Genomic DNA, 19,252 nt, shown 5'->3' with positions numbered 1-19,252 from the left:
CATGGACGATGCCGCTAAAATTCCACAATATAAGCTTTTTATTAACCCGCTTGATTTAAAGGAGCTTAAAAGAGACATTTGGATAGACGACCCAATTCCTGCTCAATTAAAACTAGAAGGAAAAAGACTGGAAATTGATTTAAGCTACCGTGGTTCTCATATACGTGATTTTTTAAAAAAGTCCTATCAAATTACTTTCTTTAAACCAAATACCTTTAAAGGTTCAAAACAGATTCATTTAAATGCCGAATTCAAGGACCCATCATTAATTCGTAACAAATTGTCCTTTGACTTCTTTTCGGAGCTTGGTGTTCTATCTCCACGTTCACAGCATGTTTTTTTAACTCTTAATGGAAAAGCGGAAGGGGTTTATTTAGAAATAGAATCAGTGGATCAACACTTTTTAAAACGAAGAAACCTCCCATCTGGGAGCATTTTCTATGCTGTTGATGGTGATGCTAATTTTTCTTTAATGAGTGACTTGGATAAAGAAATAAAGAAATCATTGGAATTAGGCTATAAAAGAAAGTGTGGGCCGGCATCTGATGATTACAAGCTTCAGGAATTCATCATTAAAATTAACACGATTCCGATTCCTGAGTTTGAACTGGAAATTCAAAAATACCTCGATGTTGACAAATATCTCCGGTGGATAGCAGGGATTATCTTCACTGCCAACTATGATGGATTTGTTCATAATTATGCTCTTTATCGAAATGGAGAAACACGGTTATTTGAAGTCATTCCTTGGGATTACGATGCAACATGGGGAAGGGATGTAAACGGAAAAATAATGAAGGCTAATTATGTGCCGATTGAAGGATTTAATACATTGACAGCACGATTGTTACATGTTGATAGTTTCCGAAGGCGCTATCGAGACCTGCTCGAGGATATTATGGAGCAGCAGTTTACAAAAGACTATATGGTTCCAAAAGCAGAAAACCTCCTCCAACAGATTCGCCCCTTTGTAATGCAAGACCCCTATAAAAAACCAGACATAAACCAATTTGATCAAGAACTAGAGGTCATTTCTAACTATATCGATGAAAGAAGAAAATATTTACAAAGAAAACTAGCAAAATTAAATTAGGGTGTCACTCCTGACACCCGTTGTTAATTATTGGACATTTTTTGAAATGTAAAATCTGATTTTATTGCTATATTATTTTTACTAACCGCATCATTTTGTTTCTTCTTCTTCTTTCTCCTTTTAAAAGTCATTCCGAGTGAATTGATGTCCAAGGACGTTTCAATTTTCTTTCTTAATCATATTAATAATGATGATTAGGAGAAAATAACAAGTAAGCGGGATGAGCACAACCCATGGGGACATGAAAAACTCTCGATAATTTTGCCCAATTAGGCCAGCCCATTCTTTGGATATTGAATTTAAAATGGGCAGACCTCGTACTTCTTCTCTTGAAACGCCGCCCAAATATACCTGAAAGGCTCCAAGACACATGATTAATACTAAGGTATTAAGCAGTTGCTGGATTGCCATCAAAAAGCCGTATGAAGTCAAAAACGGCTTCAAATGAGTCTTCAAAGCATGCAAATGACTGCCCCCTATTAAATAGGAGCATTGAATAAAGGATTTTCCTTTCATTTCATCGATGATTTCTGAGGTCATAATTAGAACAAAAGGAACGCCCATAATAATTAAAATGATAATTTGATAATATAATATACTATAAACCGAATCTTCTATATATGTTGTGGATACAGGAAACATAAGAACTAAAGTTATGATAATCGGCGGAACTAAATTGAACACTAACAGAAAATCCTTTAAAATAGGCAAAAGTGGTCTCAGCAATAAGGAAAAGATAATCCCTAATGTTCCCCCCAATCAAAACGCGAAAGAAGGTCACTCCAAAAGTTGATAGTAAGTAAATTTAGCCCCATAAATCATCATGAGAAGAATATCTGCTCCGTTCCGGTCAGAGCCTAAAAGGTAATGGGAGGAGGGAGGAATTGGCGGGACCCCTATCAAATTTCCCTTTTTGTCATATAAATACATAACTTTATTAAAATCATCAGGTCCATAAAGCGGGTAAAGTAAGCTAAGGATGAGTACAATCTCGAGAATGGATAAGCCGATAATCGTATTTTTATAGTTAAGAGCTTTCACACGCTGACCTTTTCCTTTCTTTTCCTCGACTTGAGAACTATGTAAGCAATAAGATTGGCCATGATTATGGGTACGGCAAATAAAAGGAATCCAAGAATAAAAGCTTCTGCTCTTTGGCCATACATAGAGCGCAGCACCTCTGCAAAACCATGAATATTAAACAAGTATTCTACTACGATAATATTTGATAAGCATGAAATAGGGTTCTGTATGATTTTCGCCATATAGCTGAAAAAGTTTTACATCGAACGTCTTATAAATATAAATAACCATATATTGAAGGAGAAAAAAAATAAGCAGGTCTGGTGCGGTAATCGTGAAATCAATAAAACTGCTTATTCTTTTTCGAAAGGTATGAGGAAGCATTATAACCGCGGAAGCCACAATCACGCCGATAAACACGACTAAAAGCAGAGAAATCGATAAGATGGTCATTGTATAGGCATACTTCTCCATACCTTCACCTTTAAAATAATGAAATATGTAAGAATAGTCATCATAGTGCAAAAACAAGGCTTTCTATAAAAGAAAAAATTTTCTGAAACATCTTTTATCAAACTTACGTCTATTTATTACGGAACTTGAAGAAATTTGTAAAAAAATAAATGCGTTAGTGCATTGAATTATTCATTTAAACCCCGTACCTACAATATGATAAAGAGTATATTTGAACCATTGTCGGTTGTTCTCCAAACCATCATAGTTTATTTTATTGTCTAGCGTTGCGTTCATAAATGATTCTGTAAAAGCCATTTTCAATAGTAAAGCTGTTAATCAGACTAATCCGGGCAATTGAAACCCTAAATAGAAGGGAAGGGGAAACGATGCTTAGAAATGTAATTGTTGTAATAGATGATGAAGACAGTGTAAAACAGGCGATTAGAGAAATTTTGCGAGCAAAGCATAAAGGACATGAGTATGCCCTTGATTTAACAAGAATAAAAGATAGGGATAGAAAAAGAGAAATTATGAAAAGACTTACTCGATATTAAATGGAAAGGTACAACTAAATGGATCTTCAAAAAAATTAGGAGACCTAATTTTTTGAGATTAATAAATAGCTAATAAAGGGAGAGATTTATGGACAGTCTTCCATGTCAAGGCTGCAGAGGTCTATGCTGCGGTCCTGTGCCGGTCACATCAAAAGAATTAAAACGAATAAAAACAAAGATCAAAACCATGCCAGCTAAATTACGTCTACAGCTTCAAAATCAAAAAAGATATTATGGAACATGTATATTCTACGACCTTGAAAAAGATAGATGTGGAATTCATGAAGCTCGGCCTGATACCTGCCGAAAGTTTGGTTATTATAAACATCTCGCTTGTTTCCGGAATCCAGCTGCAGCAACCAAAGAACCAGAACCATTAACAGAGGAATTTGTCGGCATGCTGAGTGTTGATTTTACCTGGAAAAATTTTAGTTAAAAGCTGTTTTCGTAAAAATTAGGATTCGGACATAATATAGCGATCGTTTACTCCCATATTTATTCTATTATTAACAAATAATTTCTGATAGAAGGAAAAAAATGCCTTATCTCGAATTGAATTAATGTAAGAATATTCTAACAGAAGGAAGGCGAATTCATGTCACTTGATCCACAAACAAAATTAGTTTTAGATCAGTTAGCTGCTGCCGGAGCTCCTCCAATGGAAACTTTAACTCCTGAGCAAGCAAGACAAGCGTTTTTATTGCCACAGGCTGAGTTAGAGGAAGTAGGTAAAATAGAAGATCGGACAATCCCTGGTACAGTGACGGACATTCCTGTTCGAGTTTATTATCCAAAGGAAAGTCAAACTAACTATCCCGCACTCGTCTTTTATCATGGCGGCGGTTGGGTTATCGGAAACATTGAAACTCATGATAATGTATGCCGGGCATTAACGAATCTAGCCAATTGTGTGACTATTTCAGTCGATTATCGTCTTGCGCCTGAACATAAATTCCCTGCTGCAGTGGAAGATTCGTTTGCGGCAGTTCAATATGTTTTCGAAAATGCAGAAGCTTTTCAAGTTGACCGTTCCCGGATTGCAGTTGGTGGAGATAGTGCTGGTGGAAATTTGGCGGCAGTCGTTGCAAATCTGGCCAAGGATAATAACCACCCAGCTATTTGCTTCCAACTATTAATCTATCCAAGTACAAACGTTGGAGGAGAACCAACTGTTTCTATGAGGGAAAATGCAGAAGGATATTTCTTAACAAAAGGAACGATGGAATGGTTTAGGGCTTGTTATTTAAATAGTGAAGAAGATAAGCATAACCCGCTTTTATCGCCAATTCTGTATGAAGATTTTAAAGGCCTTCCGCCAGCACTTGTGATTACGGCTGAATTTGATCCTCTCAGAGATGAGGGTGAGGATTACGCGGAAAAGCTTGCTGAAGCCGGAGTGGAAGTGGAATGTGTTCGCTACGACGGAACAATCCATGGATTTGTCAGCATGGCTGCCGTGATAGACCAAGGAAAACGAGCACTTGAAAAATCAGGCAGGGCACTAAAGAAAGCGTTTAATTAAAAATGATTAATAAGGACCTCCTTTTCCTTAGGCGGTTCTTTTTTTTACAGGCGGCAGTGGCTTTACCCAATTCTTATCCAAATTATTATCATTGTTATCGACAATTAGACAATCAAACGCTTAAAATCATCAAATTTAATCGTTTTTTTTATTTTGTTCCCACTATGTTAAAAAGTTCATAATTTGGCGGGATTTTTTGTTTTGGTTAATGAATAAAAATATTACGAATCTTATGTAAAAATGGTAAACTAATAAAAAATCTTTTTAATAAGTGAGGAACGATATGATTAAAGCCATTTTATTTGATTTAGATGATACCCTTTTATGGGATCAAAAAAGTATTAAAGAAGCTTTTGCTGCCACCTGTAAAGTAGCTCAAGAAAAGCATGGCCTTGACTCGAAGCAATTTGAAGAAGCCGTCCGCGAGGCCGCTAGAAATCTTTACTCGTCCTATGAATTCTATCCATTTACCCAGATGATCGGAATCAACCCCTTTGAAGGACTTTGGGGAAATTTTATTGATGAACAGGATGAGTTTAAAAAAATGAAAGAAACGGTTCCAGCTTATCGTAAGGATGCCTGGACATTGGGATTAAAGGCAATGGGGATAGAGGACCCTGATTTTGGCCATGAGTTAGCAGAGAGATTCCCTCAAGAGCGCAGAAACCTGCCATTTGTGTATGAAGAAACCTTTAAAATATTGGATGATTTAAAAGAAAATTACCAGCTTCTTTTGTTAACTAATGGATCACCGGATTTGCAAAATACTAAACTTGCGATTACCCCAGAGCTTGTCCCTTATTTTGACCATATTGTCATTTCTGGAGATTTTGGGAGAGGCAAGCCGGATCCAGCCATTTTTGAACATGCATTGGAACGTATGTCCTTACATAAGGATGAAGTAATTATGGTCGGGGATAATCTTATGACAGATATTCTCGGTGCCAATCGAGCTGGAATTAAATCAGTCTGGATTAACCGTCATAATAAAGAGCGGAATGAAGTAGTTCCTTCCTATGAAATAAAGCACCTAGAAGAGCTTTATTCTATTTTAGAAGAGTTAAAGAAATAAAGGGTGAATATGAGGTATCTTAGTCTTTAACTCACTTTTTGAAAGAATATTCAAGAAAAAATATTGCATGATGATTTCTGATCTTCGTAAGAAAAATAAAATTTATACGAAAAACCATTGCAAAATACGCAATGGTTTTTTGCATGTTCAAAAGTTGCTGTAGGAATACCAATTAAATTACTTGATTATTTACCAAGTTTATACTATGATAGATTTTAGTTTTAAATCAACATATTGTTTTAAATTTAAAAAATAAAACTATATATTGTGTTTGCCTTAAGTGGAGATGCCGGCAACGGCTTAATTGGGAATCTGGTGAAAATCCAGAACTGCCCCCGCAACTGTAAATGCTGACGAAATGAACAAACCACTGTATAACAAAGCTTACTATATTAGGCGGTTATATGGGAAGGGTTCAGAGTAGGGTGATGCATAAGTCAGGAGACCTGTCTTTCTTAAGATGTTTCAGCTTCTTCGGGGATTGAGAAGATGAAACGGTGGCAGCTGAGGGTCCTAATTTCTTTCCATTATGCCCTTCTGTAATTGTTATCGTTTCATCCGCTCGAATTCACCCGAGCGGATTTTTTATTTTTAGGGGGAAGAGGACATGACTGTCAAAGTGAATTACGTATTGGAAACGATCCATCAAGCTTCCAAAAAATATAAACTGGATTTTACCGAGCTTAAAAATATAATTAAGGACCTAGAGGAAAAAGAAGCAAACCAGCAGGCACTCAGCTATGCTGTCAATCAAATAGCCATGGACCAGCCGGATTGGAGCTTTGTGGCTGCCAGCTTATACCTAAATGAATTATATGAAAAAGCAGCCATAAATCGGGGATATGACCGTTCAGGAATGTATGGGGATTTTTACAGACTAATTCAACAATTAACAGATATCGGTATATATTCTAGTGATCTATTAAGCTTTTATAGCAAAGTGGAAATTGCTGAATTAGCAAAAGAGATAAATCCTGATAAAGATCATTTATTTAATTACATAGGATTATTTTTACTAGCAGATCGTTACCTTGCGAAGGATCATCAGCAAAATGTGATTGAACTGCCTCAGGAGCGGTTCATGATTATTGCTATGACCATTATGAAAAATGAAAAAGAGTCGAAGCGGTTAGAATTTGTCAAGGAAGCATACTGGGCCTTAAGCAATTTATTTATGACAGTAGCAACACCAACACTAGCGAATGCCGGAAAAAGTTTCGGACAGCTTTCATCTTGTTTTATCGATACGGTCGACGATTCCTTGGATAGCATTTATTTAAACAATTGGGATATTGCCCGTTTAAGTAAAGATGGAGGAGGAATTGGAATCTACTACGGAAAAGTACGAGCGCTGGGTTCTGATATCAAGAAATTTAAAGGAAACTCTTCGGGAGTTGTGCCGTGGATTAAGTTGGTGAATAACACGGCAGTCAGTGTGGATCAATTAGGCCAGCGGCAAGGTGCAATTGCTGTTTACTTAGATGTATTTCATAAAGATATCATGAATGGCTTTCTTGACTTGAAAACAAATAATGGAGATGAACGCCGCAAAGCCCATGACATTTTCACAGGCGTATCCATTCCTGATTTTTTCATGAAAAAGCTGCAAGAGATGGACGAGAATGGAAGAAGCATTGGGGAATGGCATACCTTTTGCCCCCATCAAGTAAAGCAAATCATGGGCTGGAAAGATAAGTCTGGGAATCCGCTTGGACTAGAAGATTTTTATGATGAAACAGACAGGAAATATTTTACTGAAAAATATGAAGAGGCCGTAAGAAACCCGCTCCTCCCGAGAAAAACGTACCGGGCGATGGATATTATGGCACGAATCATGGTAGCTCAATTAGAAACGGGCACTCCTTATATGTTTTATCGTGACGAGGTAAATAGGCAAAACCCCAATAAGCATTTGGCTGGTAAGGGTCGTACTTCCATCTATTGCAGTAATCTTTGTACAGAAATCACGCAAAATATGTCCCCCACGGCCATCATCAAAGAATTTCAGGATGAAGAAGGAAACATCGTCATCGTGCGAAAGCCCGGCGATTTCGTTGTCTGTAATTTATCTTCTATTAATCTTGCAAAGGTTATTCCGAAGAATGGTTTGGAGCGACTAATTCGGATTCAAGTAAGAATGTTAGATAATGTCATTGATTTAAATACCATATCTGTCGGACAGGCTCTGGCAACGAATAAAAAATTCAGAGCAATAGGACTAGGTACGTTCGGATGGCACCATCTGCTCGCTTTAAAAGGGATTCATTGGGAGTCAGAGGAGGCAGTTGAATTTGCGGATGAATTATACGAGAACATTGCTTACTTGACGATACGTGCATCGATGGATTTGGCAAAAGAGAAGGGAACGTACTCTCAATTCAGTGGGTCTGAGTGGCAGACAGGCAAGTATTTTGAACGGAAAAAATATCAATCTAATAAATGGCAGGAATTAAAAAAAGATGTTGCCATACACGGAATTCGAAATGGCTGGTTAATGGCCGTTGCCCCCAACTCCTCAACAGCAAAAATAGGAGGCTCTACGGATGGAATTGATCCGATTTATTCAGTTGAATATGCAGAGGAAAAGAAGAACTTTAAATTTAAGGTTACGGCACCTGATTTAAATCATCGGACTTACAACTACTATCGGCGGGCAAGACATGAATTGGACCAAGTTTGGAGTATTAAACAAAATGCTGCCCGGCAGCGCCACATCGACCAAGCGATAAGCTTTAATCTTTATGTTCGTCATGATATTAAAGCAAGGGATTTGCTGCATCTCCACATGGAAGCGTGGAAGCAGGGGCTAAAAACAACGTATTACGTAAGAAGCACCTCACAAACAGAAATAGAGGAATGCGAAGCTTGCCATAGCTGATTGGAGGAGGAAAGATGAATATTTATTCACCATTAAAAAAAATAAAACTGTTAAATCCAGAATATCCTAATAAATCAACGGGCATTATTAACGGGAAATCATCAGGTCTGCTTAATTGGAATGATATTGCTTACCCACAAATGTACGATTTGTATCAGACTCTTTTATCAAATTTTTGGAAGGCCCAAGAGATTAATATGCAGGATGATATTAAGCAATGGGACCAGCTGAGTTCAATTGAACAAGATGTATTCCTGCGTATTAATACCCAGCTTGCCTCCTTAGACAGCTTGCAAACACCAACCATGACTCAAGTGATGGATTATGTGACCGATTCGAGTTTTAAGGCAATATTTGCCGTCATTGCTCAGCAGGAAGCTGTTCATAATGAATCTTATTCATATATTTTAAGTTCCTTGGTGCCAGTAAGCGAACAAAAGGCGCGGTTTAATCAGGCAAAAAAGGATCCTATCGTTCAAAAACGGAATCAGCTTATATTAGAAGCGTATGAACTATTTAGAGAGAACCCAACACCGCAGCATCTGTTTCAATTAGCTGTGAATTCTATTAATCTAGAAGGAATTTATTTTTATGCGGGTTTTGCCTTTTTCTATCATCTTGCCCGTCAGCAAAGAATGCTAAAGACGAGCACGATGATTAGTTATATCCAGCGGGATGAAATGCAGCATGCTTACTTTATTGCTCAGTTTATCCGGATTCTTTTAACTGAAAATCCTGATTTAAATAATGCTCAAAACACTGAGTATGCTTATCATGCGATTGCACAAGCGGTTGAGCTTGAGAAGGAATGGGCATCATACATCTTGCGGGATATAAAAGGGATTGATTTAAAGGAGTATGAATTTTACACGGAATACTTGGCAAATAAGCGCCTCCGGCAGATGGGGCTAGATAATTTATTCGCTGAACGATCGAATCCTATGCCCTGGATTCATGTTTTTAGTGATGAAATGATGAATGGAACAAAATCCGATTTCTTTGAGCAAAAGTCGAGAACCTATGCGAAGGTGACCCAATCGAACGGTTTTGATGAACTATGAAAATAGCAATCATCTATACTTCGAAGACGGGAAATACAGAAGAGTTAATCTATTTAATGAAGGAAATATTTCAACTGAAAAAGGTAGAATTATTTCTTTTTCGTATTGACCAATTTCATCTTCTCGATCTCATAAAATTTGATGGTATAGTGGTTGGAACCTATACATGGGGGATGGGAGAAATTCCTCCTGAAATGATGGACCTTTACCATTCATTTGAAGCCATGGATGTTAAGCGGGTGGTCACGGGGATCGTTGGCACAGGTGATAGCGGTTATCCCAATTTTTGCGGTGCGGTTGAGCAGTTTAAAAATATGCTTTTTGTTCATACAAATTTAGCTGTTACGATGAAGGTAGAGCTAACCCCACAAACGAACGATGTTGAACGGTGTGAAAGATTCGTTAACATTTTTTTGGAAGTTTTAAATTATCAAAATAATCATTGAAATAGGTTGTATTTCATTAACTTGAATAGTAATATTGTTTTGGTAAAAAAATTATCGAATGATATATATTCAAGGTGGGACAAATTATTAATGCAAAATAAATTACCGTTTTCAAGATATTTCGTCATTGGAGTCATGTTATTTGCCTTATTTTTCGGGGCTGGCAATCTTATTTTTCCAGCTTCACTCGGTCAAAATGCTGGTTCTAACGTTTGGCTGGCGATTTCTGGGTTTTTAATTACGGGAATCGGCCTTCCATTTCTGGGTATTTTAGCGATGGGTGTTTCGGGGAGTAAAAACCTGCAGGAATTATCCGGTCGGATTCATCCTGTTTATGGTATCGTCTTTACGTCGCTGCTTTACTTAACGATTGGCCCTTTCTTTGCGGCTCCAAGGACAGGTGCGGTTGCGTATGATATTGGAATTGCGCCGTTTTTAGGCAACAGCATTAGTCATTCTGGTTTGATGGTTTTTACATTGCTCTTTTTCATCATCACTCTCTGGTTTTCTTTAAACCCTGCAAAAATCGTTGATAACGTCGGAAAAATACTATCTCCAGCTATCATTATTCTTATTCTAGTATTATTAGTGATGGTTGTTGTTAAACCACTGGGTTCTATAGAGGCCCCACAAAGTGGCTTTTTAAGTGGGGCATTTATGAAGGGATTTATGGAAGGGTATAACACGATGGATGCATTAGCTTCGCTCGTATTTGGAATTATCGTCATCAATTCTATTCGTTCAATGGGTGTTAAATCCACTAGCGGTGTTTTATTAGCTTCTGCGAAATCTGGGATTGTTGCAATCGTATTTCTTGGAATTATTTATGTTGGAGTTGCTTATTTAGGAGCAACAAGTACTGAGGCATTCGGCCTGATGGATACAGGGGGAACAATCCTTGGAAATGCAGCTTCTTCCTATTTTGGGACCCTGGGAACAGTAATGTTATCAGTCATTATCATACTAGCATGTCTCACGACAAGTATCGGATTGATGACAGCATGCGGTGAATATTTCCATACACTGTTTCCGAAAGTTAGTTACAAAATTTGGGTTCTCTTTTTTTCAACTGTCTCTTTCGTAATTGCCAACTTTGGATTATCGAATATTATTAAATTCTCAATTCCTGTATTAATGTTTTTATATCCATTGGCGGTTGCCTTAATGCTTTTAACATTCTTGTCAAAGCTTTTCAACCATTCACGAATGGTGTATGTTGCCGCAACAGTTGTCACGTTTATGATTAGTTTTATTGATGGATTGAAGACCTTCTGCCAATTGATTGGGATTGATTATTTCGGCTGGCTGGCATCCTTCATCCATTTTTATGAAAAAGCCTTACCGTTCTATAACAAAGGTCTTGGGTGGGTGCTTCCAGTAATAGTTGTCATATCGATAACAGGTGTATTCGTACGATTGCAAAAACTCACAGGAGTGCGGATTTAAAACAAAACTGAAAGTGCTTTAACCATGAAACATCTCCACGATAGGGTGGGGATGTTTTTTTAAAAGAAAAAACACGGAATTGTAATCCGTGCTTTCCATTTTTACCCCAGTTTTCCCGATGGTGCTCGACTGTTTAGATGAATCACCAAAGCACCACCAAGAAGGAACAAGAACAAGGTAATGTATAAAGCGTTGTCCCCGCCGATTTTATAAAGCGATGATCCAAGCAGCGGCCCAATTGCGGCTCCGGTAAACCGAATAAAGTTATACACGCCCATGGCAGTTCCTTTTTCATGTGCAAATAAATTTACAAGTGACGTTATTTGAGAAGGCAGGCTTATGCCAAGCAATACGCCAAAAACCAGTAAAAAAACGATTAATGTTGGTATCGTTAAGAGATTCAAATAAAGAAATGCCCAGAAAATAGAAACCACTAAACCTGTCCCGTATGCCGTATATATGAGAATCGCAGTATGTTTCAAATAAGTTTGGAGTCTTCCGCCAATTAACGTCCCAAGCACAATTCCCGCTGTTAGCGGCATAAAAAACAGCCCTTTCCATACCAAAGGAACAGAAAATAGCTCATCAAGCAGACCTGGGATAAAAACGAGAAAGATATAATAGCCGTAGAACTGAGTGAAACCGAGCAGTAAAATCGAAAAAGCAGCGCGGTTTGCTGCGATTCCTTTAAAGGTTTTAAAAGTAATTTTTTTTGGTGCAGTATCTTTCGGAAGTGTTTCTTTCAAGGTAAAACGATTATATATGTACGCAATTAATGCCCCGGCAACAAGAAGTGCAAATGCCGTGTGCCACTCTGCATAAGCCGCGATAAAGCTCCCTACTACAGGGCCAAGAACAGGCCCGAGAAACACCATCGTCTGGTAAACACTCATCGCCTTGCCGCGTTCAGAAGGCGAATAAATATCCCCGATAACAGCGGCTGCTACCACTGAGCCGGTGGTGATTCCAAAAGCCTGAAGGGCTCTGCCAAAAAGGAATAAATAGTAATTTTGTGCTAGAAAACAAATCAGTGAACCGGCCATAAAAATGAGGAGACCAGGCATTAAAATTGCCTTCCGCCCGCGCGTATCAGACAAAGGACCAACCAAAAACTGGTTCGCAGCCAGAACAAAAGTATAAAGGGAGATTGTCAAATTCACCATAAACTGGCTTACTTGATAATAATGCCCGACCTCCGCAAGGCTCGGAGTATAAATGGTCTGAGTGAACGGCCCTAAAAAGGCTGCAATAGACAACCCAACCAAGATCTTACCGTTTTGTGATTTCATTTTTACACTTCCTTTAATGCCTTTGTTATTTAATTTGCTCTTTTTCTAATATTCCCAAGACGACATCTTGTATCGTCACATTCCCCAGTGCTTTTTCTAAGGCCAGTTGAGCCACCGAAAAGAGGGGAGTAATGGTTTCTTGAATATTTCTACCTACAGGACACGCTGGATTTGGATTTTCATGCATACCAAACAATTCTTGATCTTGAACAATATTGACTGCCTTATAAACATCAAGCAATGATATTTCAGATAATTCTTTTGCTGGCAATGCACCTGCAATTCCTGGACGCACTTTCACTAACCCTGCGTTTTTCAACATTCCCATGATTTTTCTAATAACAACTGGATTGGTATTAACACTGCTTGCGATAAATTCGGAGGAATTTACACCATTTTTGTTTATTTCTAAAAGAGTCAATATGTGGATTCCGACAGCAAATCGACTACTGAGTGACATATACTTCGCCTTCCTTTAACACCTATTTCTACATACTCCCGTAACAAAGTCTGTTACATGTTAGTATATATCACAAGTGGCCTCGTTAAAATAAAAATACTGTCAAAACAAAAAAACCACTAGTGAAAAAATCACTAATGGTTATGAAATCAACTTAATGGCACTAATAATGATAACCGTAGAGATAAGCGTTCGCAACGGTTTAGTTGGCACTTTTGAAGATAAGGTGCTTCCCACTAGAACACCAGGAATGGACCCAATAAGAAGATTCCCAACCAGCGTATAGTTTACACTTCCTGCATTTGCATGAAGCAGCCCAGCTACCGTTACTAATAAAAAGGCATGAGCGATATCTGTACCAACTAATTCAGTTCCTTTCAATCGATAAAGAAACATCATCGCAAGGGCAAATAAAGAGCCTGATCCGATAGAAGTAAAGCCGACAATAAATCCAAATACAGCACCAATTAAAATCGTTAAACCGCGTTTTTCTTCAATAGGTTTTAGCTGCCAGCGGTTGGGCCGGATTTTTTTATCAAAAAAGGTCTTAATCAGGATTGCTGTTGCTACTAATATGAGGACGTAACCTAGTCCGTGTTTAATAATATGTTCCTGATTATGATAAGCAGATTCAAAATACTTTAGAATGGAGATTGCTATTACAGCACTAGGAATACTCCCTATTGCAAGATATAACATTAATTTAAAATTTATTGTTTTTTGTCTCCAGTGCTGAGCGACGCCAAACAATTTCGTAACGGCGTTATAGACCAAATCGGTACCAACAGCGATAGAAGGCTGAATGCCTACCATGATCAGAACAGGAGTGATCAGTGCAGCACCCCCGACACCTGTTAGACCGACTAAAAAACCAACCAACAATCCCATTAATGCAATACCCAATGTCATGGTTCTCACTCCTTTTTCAACAATATCCGAGTAAATATATGTGAATTATAGAGTTTTATGAATCATTTGTAAATACTTTTCTGAATTTTATTTTGCATTAGCGCTGTTAAACTTAGTTGTTGATTTACGCTCCAGGCGCGAGCGGTTCGCAGACGTGCCGGGGAGCCTCCTCGGCGCTTTGGCGCCTGCGGGGTCTCCCCTGTCCCATACTCCCGCAGGACATTGATTTACTTCCTCGAATCTGCCCACGCACGAAGGAAATGCGATAGCAATTTCGAGGAGTCTTCGCGCCTTCCGCTTCAATCAACAGTGTTAAAAATTCAATAATGTCCTTTACTTAGCCCTGTATAAAAAATAAAAACCCTACTCAAATTGAGTAGGGAAGTTAGTTATTTGTTATCTGCTTTTTCTTTATCGAACCAAAGTGGCTCTTGGTCGTCCACATCACCATTATAGTTGATTAAAATCTCTTCGCCGGCTTTTATATCTTTGTAGGCATAGAAATCAAACGTATGGTTCTCAAAGTTAATATCATAGGTGGCATTTGGAGTATAGGAATGGTTAAACAGCATGCCATATCCTAACAGGAGGGCAGTGTGGTTTTTACCATACTCAAATGCATAATCAGCCAATAATGTTTTTTCAATATGAACATGTTCCCTATTGGGATAGGGAATGACAGGAGCTTCATGAATAAGCGTTCCTTTTGTAATATCAGCGGTCGCAAATACCCCTCGATTGAATTCTCCATCGCTTAAGGGAGATTTTTTAATTTCTATGATAATAATCACCTGCAATTTCTTTTTGAAGTACTTTAATATTGCCGTTTTTTTTATAATAAAGCAACTTATTTAACCAATTTAGAGAAATAGTTATTTGCAATTCTCCTTTCGTTTCTATTTAATATAAAAGTAATTTAAAAATTTATAAAGTAGAGGTTTACTGATGAAAGCATTAATATTTAATACATTTGGCGGACCTGAGGTACTCGAATATAGTGATGTCGATAATCCTGTCATTGGTCCAGATGAAATCCTTATAAGGATGAAAGCGATCGGCTTAAACTTTGCTGATATTTATAGAAGAAAAGGAAACTATCATCTTGCTGGTAAACCTCCATACATTTTAGGGTATGAAGGTGCGGGAAATGTTGAAAGGATCGGTGAAAATGTCCAGGGGATTAACATAGGGGAGCGGATTGCCTTTGCCGATGTTCCATATGCGAATGCCGAGCTTGTTGCCGTGCCTAAAGATAAGGCGATTCCATTGCCGGAAACGATTTCGTTTAATATGGCAGCATCCGTGTTGCTTCAGGGGTTAACGGCCCACTATTTAACTCGTGACAGTTATGCGGTAAAAAAGAATGATATGGCCCTTGTCCATGCGGCAGCAGGTGGAGTTGGGCAGCTTCTTGTGCAAATTGTTAAACTGCTCGGCGGCAAGGTAATTGGCTTAACTTCATCACCGGAAAAAGCAGAAGCTGCCAAGAAGGCTGGTGCGGATTTTGTTTTTCTATACAGTGATGATTGGAAATCGAAGGTTCTCGAGAAGACTGATGGCAAAGGTGTGGATGTTGTCTATGAATCTGTCGGTTCTACACTCCAAGACAGCTTTGCTGCAACGAGAATTGGAGGGACCGTAGTTTTTTACGGAATGGCGGGAGGTGACCCAGCTCCGGTTGATCCTCGAATGCTGATGGATACATCAAAAACCTTGACGGGCGGAGATTTATGGAATGTCCTAAAGTCTCATAAGGAGAGAGTAAACCGCTCGAATGAACTTTTTCGCTGGATGGAGGAGGGAAAGTTAAAGGTTTCAGAGCCAGGGACTTTTGAATTGAGTGATGGGCAAGCGGCACACCGTTTCTTAGAAAGCCGGAGAAGTACAGGGAAAATTTTATTAATACCATAATGAAATCAGGCTGCCCACTTATAAGGGCAGCCAATTTTTCTGGAATTCTATACTTTTAGTATTGTAGCCGGCAAAACACTTTGTAAGGCGCTCTTTTCATCTTCACTTAATGGCACCAACGGCAACCGAACCCCGCCAACAGGTACCCCATTCATATTTAAGGCAGTTTTTACTGGGGTTGGGTTTGGTGCTGCAAATAAAGCTTTCATAATCGGCAGAAGCTTACGATGTAAAGCGGCTGCCTCTTCTAGGGCTCCATTTTTAAAACTATTAATCATGGCTTGCATTTCATTGCCGATAATATGGGAAGCAACAGAAACGACCCCAGCGCCGCCGATAGCTAATACTGGTAAAGTCAAGCCATCATCACCGCTGTATAGGGTGAAATCACTCGGTGTTTGGCTGATAATTTCGGCCATGGCATCTAAGTTGCCGCTTGCTTCTTTAACGGCAACAATATTTTTAATTGCCGAAAGACGAACGATCGTCTCAACAGATATATTTACAACACATCGCCCAGGAATATTGTAAAGCATGACTGGCAAAGAAGTAGATTCGGCAATCGCTTTAAAGTGTTGATACATCCCTTCTTGACAGGGTTTGTTATAATATGGTGCAACAAGCATGATGCCGTCAACACCAGCTTCCTCTGCAAGCTTTGATAAGCTGATTGAAGCTCTTGTATTATTCGATCCTGTTCCTGCAATAACTGGAACTCTACCATCAGCCTCACGAACTACAAATTTAAATAATTCAACTTTTTCTTCGGTAGTTAAAGTAGGGGATTCCCCAGTTGTCCCAGCAACGACTAATCCATCAGATCCATTAGCAATCAAGTAATTTACTAAATTTTTTGTTGCGTGATAATCTACCTCACCATTTTGATCAAATGGTGTAACCATAGCGGTTAATAGTTGGCCAAAATTCATCATACTCACCCTTTATAAAAATTTTTAGAAAAATTTGAGGGGTAAGGCCGACGCAAAAAAGCAGCATCGAGGGAATCTCGATGCTGCAATAGAAACGTAAATAATAACAAGTTCCTATGCGTGAGATAGCCCTCCATATAGATTCCTATATGACAGTTCTGTATTTCTTCAATAGCAGAACCAGCTTCAAGTCCAATGAGATTCATTGAAGCTTCGGCAAATTCCCCTTTCCACAATTGTCTTTGGACCTCATTATCCTCTAATTGTGTACTAATGGTCTTTGCACCTCTATCCTCACTTCAAAAGGTTTGAAGTAAGAAAATATTCAATTTATTGTAATATAACAGAATCTTCCTAATGATTCAAGTCGAAATTTATTATTTTGTGATAAAAAAGCAGTGGAGTAGTGAACCCTAATACATTGATCAATGAGAATAGTAAAAGATTGGATTTTTTTAGAATGTATTAGGTGATAATAAAATTTATCAATGATTATTGTGGTGATTTGATTGCAAAACTTAGTGAAAATATTGCTTCCGCGGCAATTATTCATGCTCCTTGTTCTTTCGAGGTTTACTTAACCATGTCATCCTTATTCCCGCTATACTATTGGCGGCGAAAAGAGACAGTTGGTTAAGTGTCATAATTGCTTTTCCAATTGCTCTATTCTTTCTTTTATTAATATTTTATATCGTTAAAAATTTCCAAATGAGGGCTTTTTTCCGATGATCAAGCAAAGGTTTGGTAAATTTTTCTATTACTTTCTTTCATTTCCGCTTGTTTTTTGATCATGTCATTACATTCGTGATTAGTAAACAGCTTGCTGAACATAAATTTAAGGAAGTAATCGAGGAGATTGGTAGAAATCGTTCAATCCGGCACACCTTAAGGTTAGCTATTTCAGAAGACAATTTGGGTGAACTTTTTTCTACCCAAGCATTATTTCAATATCCAGCTATTTATACCGTAATGTTTAGAAAGAATGGGGGATTATACCAAGACTCGATAAAGCCAATGTTATTAATGGATTTTTTAAGGGATTATTATGAGCCAATGGGTGTGTCGAAAATTCCAATCGTAAAAATTGATAAAAAAAGCTGGAAAGCAGGAAAAAAATATCCCGTTTTAATTTACAATGGATTGGCCATTTTTCAGAAGCAAAAGTTGATGAAAAATCTTTCGTTTAAAGACGCACTAATAATGAATTGGTTGTTTGATAAAAAGGTTTCGATAGAAGAAAGTGTAAAAGAAAATGGGAGGCTTATAGCGGCAGTGAAGCTGGACGCTCCAAAAATGAAGGTTAATTATGAGAAAGGATCACTGTCTCCTAAGTTTTTTATCGAATTAACGGTAAAAGGAGATTTGCTTGAACAAGTTGAACAAGTACCTTTATCAAAGCTAACCAAATTAATAGAAGAAGAATTAAAAAGAAAAGTGGAAGACCTTTACCAAGAAGGTATTAACAATAAAACAGACTTATTAAATATCGGTGAAAAATGGTACAGAAAACGACCGAAGAGATATTCAGAACTTGAAAAAAATGATAGTTTTTACTTGGATCAAAACTCTTTAACGAGCATAAAGGTTAAGGCAGAAATCTTTCATTTTAATGGCTATAAGTATTATAAAGGAGAAGACATATTATCAAATTAAAGAAGGAAGTGTTGAATGATGGCATACGAAATTAAAGGCACGATGATTTCTGAAACAGACATTAAACAAAGAGTGAAAAATCTTGCGGTAGAAATTGAAAAGGATTTTAATAATGAACCTATTGTGTTAATCATTGTATTGAAAGGTTCATTTGTCTTTGCAGCAGATCTCATCCGTGAAATGAAGGGGGATATTAAAGTCGATTTTATCTCGGTTTCAAGCTACGGAGATGAAACAGAAACCACCGGGAAAGTAAGGCTTTTGAAGGATTTGGATGCGAATATTACCAATCAGAATGTCGTAGTGGTTGAGGATATTATTGATAGTGGGCTCACTCTCAATTTCCTTAGTAAACATTTGAAGTCCCATAAACCTAAAAAAATCAAAATTTGTACTCTTCTAGACAAGCCTGAACGTAGAAGGGTTGAACTGCCTGTCGATTATGTCGGTTTTGTCATTCCGGATGAATTTATTGTCGGCTATGGAATCGACTACGCCCAAATGTATCGAAACTTACCCTATATTGCTACTGTTGAGGAATGTTAAGCAT

At 38.0% G+C, this 19,252-nt stretch carries 20 protein-coding genes and 2 riboswitches; of the genes, 12 read left to right on the top strand and 8 right to left on the bottom strand.

Annotated elements, in window-relative coordinates:
- Position 1: 1 nt before the first annotated feature.
- Complete coding sequence (locus tag LC455_RS11020) at positions 2-1,093, top strand: CotH kinase family protein (protein ID WP_223590813.1); 1,092 nt, start codon at positions 2-4, stop codon at positions 1,091-1,093.
- A 159-nt stretch (positions 1,094-1,252) separates the two neighbouring features.
- Here LC455_RS11020 and LC455_RS11015 read toward each other — a convergent pair whose 3' ends face one another.
- From LC455_RS11015 to LC455_RS11005, 3 genes are all read right to left on the bottom strand, one after another.
- Positions 1,253-1,777 carry a hypothetical protein gene (locus tag LC455_RS11015; RefSeq protein WP_223590811.1) on the bottom strand — a complete coding sequence of 175 codons (525 nt, stop codon included), beginning with the start codon at positions 1,775-1,777 and terminating at the stop codon, positions 1,253-1,255.
- 93 nt (positions 1,778-1,870) lie between these two features.
- A complete protein-coding gene (locus tag LC455_RS11010) occupies positions 1,871-2,134 on the bottom strand; it encodes a hypothetical protein (protein ID WP_223590808.1) in 264 nt (87 codons plus the stop codon).
- A 156-nt stretch (positions 2,135-2,290) separates the two neighbouring features.
- Positions 2,291-2,590 carry a hypothetical protein gene (locus tag LC455_RS11005; RefSeq protein WP_223590805.1) on the bottom strand — a complete coding sequence of 100 codons (300 nt, stop codon included), beginning with the start codon at positions 2,588-2,590 and terminating at the stop codon, positions 2,291-2,293.
- A 368-nt stretch (positions 2,591-2,958) separates the two neighbouring features.
- Between LC455_RS11005 and LC455_RS11000 the strand changes: the two genes are divergently transcribed.
- The 8 genes from LC455_RS11000 to brnQ all read left to right on the top strand — a co-directional run bounded on the left by LC455_RS11000 (position 2,959) and on the right by brnQ (position 11,551).
- Positions 2,959-3,126: a hypothetical protein gene (locus tag LC455_RS11000; RefSeq protein ID WP_223590803.1), complete on the top strand. Its 168-nt coding sequence runs from the start codon at positions 2,959-2,961 to the stop codon at positions 3,124-3,126.
- Positions 3,127-3,214: 88 nt separating this feature from the next.
- Entirely contained in the window at positions 3,215-3,562 is a 348-nt protein-coding gene (locus tag LC455_RS10995; RefSeq protein WP_223590800.1) for a YkgJ family cysteine cluster protein, read from the top strand.
- 159 nt (positions 3,563-3,721) lie between these two features.
- Positions 3,722-4,648, top strand: a complete 927-nt coding sequence (locus LC455_RS10990) for an alpha/beta hydrolase (protein WP_223590797.1) — start codon at positions 3,722-3,724, stop codon at positions 4,646-4,648.
- A 283-nt stretch (positions 4,649-4,931) separates the two neighbouring features.
- The gene (locus LC455_RS10985) at positions 4,932-5,720 is read left to right on the top strand and encodes an HAD family hydrolase (protein ID WP_223590794.1); all 789 of its coding nucleotides are present in this window, start codon (positions 4,932-4,934) and stop codon (positions 5,718-5,720) included.
- 267 nt (positions 5,721-5,987) lie between these two features.
- Positions 5,988-6,187: riboswitch (cobalamin riboswitch) on the top strand.
- A gap of 140 nt (positions 6,188-6,327) precedes the next feature.
- Positions 6,328-8,598, top strand: a complete 2,271-nt coding sequence (locus tag LC455_RS10980; protein WP_223590792.1) for a ribonucleoside-diphosphate reductase subunit alpha — start codon at positions 6,328-6,330, stop codon at positions 8,596-8,598.
- A gap of 14 nt (positions 8,599-8,612) precedes the next feature.
- On the top strand, positions 8,613-9,659 hold the full coding sequence (locus LC455_RS10975) for a ribonucleotide-diphosphate reductase subunit beta (RefSeq protein ID WP_223590790.1): 1,047 nt from the start codon (positions 8,613-8,615) through the stop codon (positions 9,657-9,659).
- Positions 9,656-10,105 carry a flavodoxin domain-containing protein gene (locus tag LC455_RS10970; protein WP_223590788.1) on the top strand — a complete coding sequence of 150 codons (450 nt, stop codon included), beginning with the start codon at positions 9,656-9,658 and terminating at the stop codon, positions 10,103-10,105. Before LC455_RS10975 ends, LC455_RS10970 begins: the two co-directional genes overlap by 4 nt.
- Positions 10,106-10,195: 90 nt before the next feature.
- Positions 10,196-11,551 (top strand): branched-chain amino acid transport system II carrier protein, encoded by a 1,356-nt coding sequence (gene brnQ / locus LC455_RS10965; RefSeq protein WP_223590786.1) that lies wholly within the window; start codon positions 10,196-10,198, stop codon positions 11,549-11,551.
- Between the two features lie 101 nt (positions 11,552-11,652).
- On the opposite strand, the gene LC455_RS10960 is transcribed toward brnQ, so the two are convergent.
- From LC455_RS10960 to LC455_RS10945, 4 genes are all read right to left on the bottom strand, one after another.
- Positions 11,653-12,840 carry an MFS transporter gene (locus LC455_RS10960; protein ID WP_223590784.1) on the bottom strand — a complete coding sequence of 396 codons (1,188 nt, stop codon included), beginning with the start codon at positions 12,838-12,840 and terminating at the stop codon, positions 11,653-11,655.
- Positions 12,841-12,865: 25 nt separating this feature from the next.
- On the bottom strand, positions 12,866-13,300 hold the full coding sequence (locus tag LC455_RS10955) for an Rrf2 family transcriptional regulator (RefSeq protein ID WP_223590782.1): 435 nt from the start codon (positions 13,298-13,300) through the stop codon (positions 12,866-12,868).
- 141 nt (positions 13,301-13,441) lie between these two features.
- Positions 13,442-14,209 carry a sulfite exporter TauE/SafE family protein gene (locus LC455_RS10950; protein WP_223590780.1) on the bottom strand — a complete coding sequence of 256 codons (768 nt, stop codon included), beginning with the start codon at positions 14,207-14,209 and terminating at the stop codon, positions 13,442-13,444.
- Between the two features lie 389 nt (positions 14,210-14,598).
- Positions 14,599-14,991 carry an SET domain-containing protein gene (locus LC455_RS10945; RefSeq protein WP_440446390.1) on the bottom strand — a complete coding sequence of 131 codons (393 nt, stop codon included), beginning with the start codon at positions 14,989-14,991 and terminating at the stop codon, positions 14,599-14,601.
- Between the two features lie 163 nt (positions 14,992-15,154).
- Between LC455_RS10945 and LC455_RS10940 the strand changes: the two genes are divergently transcribed.
- On the top strand, positions 15,155-16,120 hold the full coding sequence (locus LC455_RS10940) for a quinone oxidoreductase family protein (RefSeq protein ID WP_223590775.1): 966 nt from the start codon (positions 15,155-15,157) through the stop codon (positions 16,118-16,120).
- A gap of 47 nt (positions 16,121-16,167) precedes the next feature.
- Here the strand turns inward: LC455_RS10940 and dapA are convergent, their stop codons facing one another.
- Positions 16,168-17,049, bottom strand: a complete 882-nt coding sequence (gene dapA, locus LC455_RS10935; protein ID WP_223590773.1) for a 4-hydroxy-tetrahydrodipicolinate synthase — start codon at positions 17,047-17,049, stop codon at positions 16,168-16,170.
- A gap of 118 nt (positions 17,050-17,167) precedes the next feature.
- Positions 17,168-17,348: riboswitch (Lysine riboswitch) on the bottom strand.
- A 442-nt stretch (positions 17,349-17,790) separates the two neighbouring features.
- Between dapA and LC455_RS10930 the strand changes: the two genes are divergently transcribed.
- Together LC455_RS10930 and hpt are read left to right on the top strand one after the other, a co-directional pair.
- Positions 17,791-18,702: a Ger(x)C family spore germination protein gene (locus LC455_RS10930; RefSeq protein ID WP_223590770.1), complete on the top strand. Its 912-nt coding sequence runs from the start codon at positions 17,791-17,793 to the stop codon at positions 18,700-18,702.
- A gap of 18 nt (positions 18,703-18,720) precedes the next feature.
- Positions 18,721-19,248 (top strand): hypoxanthine phosphoribosyltransferase, encoded by a 528-nt coding sequence (gene hpt / locus LC455_RS10925; protein WP_223590925.1) that lies wholly within the window; start codon positions 18,721-18,723, stop codon positions 19,246-19,248.
- Positions 19,249-19,252 lie beyond the last annotated feature (4 nt).

The sequence above is a fragment of the Neobacillus bataviensis genome (assembly GCF_019969725.1).
This window is presented reverse-complemented; position numbering and strand designations above follow the sequence as displayed.

What these genes read in the sequence shown, in the direction of transcription:
- LC455_RS11020 (WP_223590813.1), top strand. Translation starts at nt 2, where the DNA reads ATGGACGATGCCGCTAAAATTCCACAATATAAGCTTTTTATTAACCCG.
- LC455_RS11005 (WP_223590805.1), bottom strand. Translation starts at nt 2,590, where the DNA reads ATGGAGAAGTATGCCTATACAATGACCATCTTATCGATTTCTCTGCTT.
- LC455_RS11000 (WP_223590803.1), top strand. Translation starts at nt 2,959, where the DNA reads ATGCTTAGAAATGTAATTGTTGTAATAGATGATGAAGACAGTGTAAAA.
- LC455_RS10995 (WP_223590800.1), top strand. Translation starts at nt 3,215, where the DNA reads ATGGACAGTCTTCCATGTCAAGGCTGCAGAGGTCTATGCTGCGGTCCT.
- LC455_RS10990 (WP_223590797.1), top strand. Translation starts at nt 3,722, where the DNA reads ATGTCACTTGATCCACAAACAAAATTAGTTTTAGATCAGTTAGCTGCT.
- LC455_RS10985 (WP_223590794.1), top strand. Translation starts at nt 4,932, where the DNA reads ATGATTAAAGCCATTTTATTTGATTTAGATGATACCCTTTTATGGGAT.
- LC455_RS10980 (WP_223590792.1), top strand. Translation starts at nt 6,328, where the DNA reads ATGACTGTCAAAGTGAATTACGTATTGGAAACGATCCATCAAGCTTCC.
- LC455_RS10975 (WP_223590790.1), top strand. Translation starts at nt 8,613, where the DNA reads ATGAATATTTATTCACCATTAAAAAAAATAAAACTGTTAAATCCAGAA.
- LC455_RS10970 (WP_223590788.1), top strand. Translation starts at nt 9,656, where the DNA reads ATGAAAATAGCAATCATCTATACTTCGAAGACGGGAAATACAGAAGAG.
- brnQ (WP_223590786.1), top strand. Translation starts at nt 10,196, where the DNA reads ATGCAAAATAAATTACCGTTTTCAAGATATTTCGTCATTGGAGTCATG.
- LC455_RS10960 (WP_223590784.1), bottom strand. Translation starts at nt 12,840, where the DNA reads ATGAAATCACAAAACGGTAAGATCTTGGTTGGGTTGTCTATTGCAGCC.
- LC455_RS10955 (WP_223590782.1), bottom strand. Translation starts at nt 13,300, where the DNA reads ATGTCACTCAGTAGTCGATTTGCTGTCGGAATCCACATATTGACTCTT.
- LC455_RS10950 (WP_223590780.1), bottom strand. Translation starts at nt 14,209, where the DNA reads ATGACATTGGGTATTGCATTAATGGGATTGTTGGTTGGTTTTTTAGTC.
- LC455_RS10940 (WP_223590775.1), top strand. Translation starts at nt 15,155, where the DNA reads ATGAAAGCATTAATATTTAATACATTTGGCGGACCTGAGGTACTCGAA.
- dapA (WP_223590773.1), bottom strand. Translation starts at nt 17,049, where the DNA reads ATGAATTTTGGCCAACTATTAACCGCTATGGTTACACCATTTGATCAA.
- hpt (WP_223590925.1), top strand. Translation starts at nt 18,721, where the DNA reads ATGGCATACGAAATTAAAGGCACGATGATTTCTGAAACAGACATTAAA.